We start from the raw sequence: 2,815 nt of genomic DNA on the forward strand, positions 1-2,815 counted from the left end.
CATCTTACCCACAGATGCCACAAGAGGGACTTTTTACTTAAATTGAAAATGGACCGTCGGAATTGGGTCCAGTGGTTGTATGCTGCCAAAAAGCGATACGGTTTGGTAATTCTCAATTACTGTGTTACTTCCAATCATATCCCCGTTCGACCCCGGCCCCGTTCGACCCCGTAAATACTCAAGGGTGATCGTTCAGGTCAACATAGTATCCGTATTAACGACCAATGGCGTATTTGCTTTTATTGGACGAATGCAGGTGCGGAAGATGTGGAAATAGTTGATTACCACTGAGGAGAATTTATTATGAAAAAACTTAAACCTATCACTCCTGGTGAGATTCTCTTGGAAGAATTTCTCAAACCTATGGGAATTAGCCAGTATCGTTTAGCCAAAGAAATTGACGTTCCCGCTCAACGTATTAGTAAAATTGTTTTGGGGAAACGTTCAATCACAGCAGATACCGATTTAAGGTTATGTCGATTTTTTGGATTGTCTAATGGCTACTGGTTACGTGCACAAGTGGCATACGATACTGAAGTTGCAGAGCGTACTTTGAATAATGTAATAATGAAAATCAAGCCTTGGGCTGGGCATATTGCCCAACAATTGCACTAAAGCTGACCCAAAAAGCCGAGTTCTGTTGTAGTTTAATTTGCAGGTTTTCGTGTCGGCTTTTTCGGCAGCTTACTGCGGCGTTATACGCACAACAAACGAGGTGCCAATGGAAGAGCTAAGAAGGTCGAAGAAGCGAAGAAGGTCGAAGAAGGTAAAAGGTCGAAGAAGGTCGAACGAGGGTCGGGCCAAGGTAAGTGCTTGTATTCGTGTGACTCTTATACCTGTCAATAATGCGTTTTTTAGGCTCAAAAACGTTAATATAGATCTGCATTAGAAAATAATTTCTTATGGCAAGAGCAAAACGGTATTATATTCCTGGTCAAGTATGGCATCTTACTCACACAGATGCCACAAGAGGGACTTTTTACTTAAATTGAAAATGGACCGTCGGAATCCCTATGTGTCAGGATAGTTTTCGATTGAAGCTCCCGAATACTCTGCACTTCAGTTCTACGGTTTTTATCAATAATTGCTATGAGTTGATCTGGGAACCGATAGTTAGGTTGGTAGATCGAAATGATTTGCAGTTTACCTAAAAGTCTTTTAGAGTAATCGCAATTAGCTTCCCCAGGTATCAGTATTTTTCACTGAACTGAATCAGGATGAGACAAAAGAGTTTTGGCTTGTGCATCTATAAACCAATTTCAAAAGGAGATACTAAGTGTTTCACCAAAAAAAAAGACTATCCAAACCTGCCCTTCAACCCCTGCTTATTCTTATAATTCTAACACTGCTAACCATAACAGGCTGTGGAAAGATCTATGCCCCAACTGAATTTGTGTCAAATCTGTCTGAGTCTATGAGTCAAGAAGAAGCGCTGGCATTATTAAACAATAATATCACTACACCTGTTTTTGTTACAATTTATGAAGGGAGACGTAGTAACCTGAGTCAAATAGGAGACGGTCCTGCTATGAGTAATGGATGGCGGGATCGCTATTATCATGATCAGCTATCAGAGCTTAAATTTAACAAAAATGGCATTAATTTCATTCATTACTTCAAGACTATTAATATAGAATACAAGACCATTAAGGGCAAAAAATACCTACAATATGACAGAGAACGACACACTCTTCAACCGTGGGGGTTCTCTGAAATCAAAGAAATAGGACTAACAGACTCTTACGGAACTAAAAATTTTTGCATAAATGATACATGGGGTCTTTATATCGGTGGCAAAGACCGTCATACGGGCTTTATATGCTGTGTGGAGAATGAAGACGAAGTTATGGCAGCTTTTATGAAGCTAGCTCCTAATGCAGAACTCTCAAGTTGTAAATAGTCTCCCGGCACGGATCGTGCTGAAGCTAGCCGGTGAATTTGACGATAGACCGCAAAACAACAAGGTAGATGTGCGGTCTATTAACAGCCGGAATTGACCAGAACGAGAAATAGCGCCGTTTTCACTGATAGACGGTGTTTGAACAAGCTAAGACACTATTGTTTATATAGATTGGCCTTAAAGGTCAGCGTAAACAAACGTCACCACAACAAAATAGGAACGAGGGTCGGGCCAAGGTAAGTGTTTGTATTCGTGTGACTCTTATACCTGTCAATAATGCGTTTTTTAGGCTCAAAAACGTTAATATAGATCTGCATTAGAAAATAATTTCTTATGGCGAGAGCAAAACGGCATTATATTCCTGGTCAAGTATGGCATCTTACCCACAGATGCCACAAGAGGGACTTTTTACTTAAATTGAAAATGGACCGTCGGAATTGGGTCCAGTGGTTGTATGCTGCCAAAAAGCGATACGGTTTGGTAATTCTCAATTACTGTGTTACTTCCAATCATATTCATTTACTCGTTCAAGATGCAGGAAAGAGAGATGTCATACCTTGATCTCTGCAGTTGATTTCTGGAAGAACCTAGCAAGAATACAATATGAGAAAAAAGAGGAAAGGAGCTTTTTGGGAGGATCGATACCATTCAACTGCAGTGGAGACCGAACAGCACCTGCTGAGATGCCTTGTCTATATCAGCGATTCCCGGGCACCCCTGAAACCCAGCAATAGCGTAGTTTTTAAAAAAAGTCTTCGTAAACATTTCAGAAGTTAAGGTAAAATTTCCCTTGACATATCGATGCGATTGTAATCGTCTTTTTGTAAGCAATATTAAAACCTTACAAGGAGGCTGCAATGTCCCGTCACATAAAAGAAACTATAAAAAGCCACAGACGAAAAATGGCCCAAACTG

2 protein-coding genes and 3 pseudogenes are annotated in these 2,815 nt (G+C 40.3%); all 5 read left to right on the top strand.

All coding sequences use genetic code 11. From position 1 onward, the window contains the following. A pseudogene (locus JWG39_RS17280) lies at positions 1–141 on the top strand (transposase); the annotation flags it as partial. Between the two features lie 36 nt (positions 142–177). Further along, positions 178–291 (top strand): annotated as a pseudogene (locus JWG39_RS15860) (type II toxin-antitoxin system RelE/ParE family toxin); the annotation flags it as partial. Positions 292–303: 12 nt separating this feature from the next. Then, positions 304–615 (top strand): HigA family addiction module antitoxin, encoded by a 312-nt coding sequence (locus JWG39_RS15865; RefSeq protein ID WP_205220417.1) that lies wholly within the window; start codon positions 304–306, stop codon positions 613–615. Between the two features lie 661 nt (positions 616–1,276). After that, positions 1,277–1,900: a hypothetical protein gene (locus JWG39_RS15870; protein ID WP_205220418.1), complete on the top strand. Its 624-nt coding sequence runs from the start codon at positions 1,277–1,279 to the stop codon at positions 1,898–1,900. A gap of 333 nt (positions 1,901–2,233) precedes the next feature. Further along, a pseudogene (locus tag JWG39_RS17285) lies at positions 2,234–2,599 on the top strand (transposase); the annotation flags it as partial. Positions 2,600–2,815 lie beyond the last annotated feature (216 nt).

This window comes from Desulforhopalus vacuolatus (genome assembly GCF_016918505.1).
Taxonomy (GTDB): Bacteria; Desulfobacterota; Desulfobulbia; order Desulfobulbales; family Desulfocapsaceae; genus Desulforhopalus; species Desulforhopalus vacuolatus.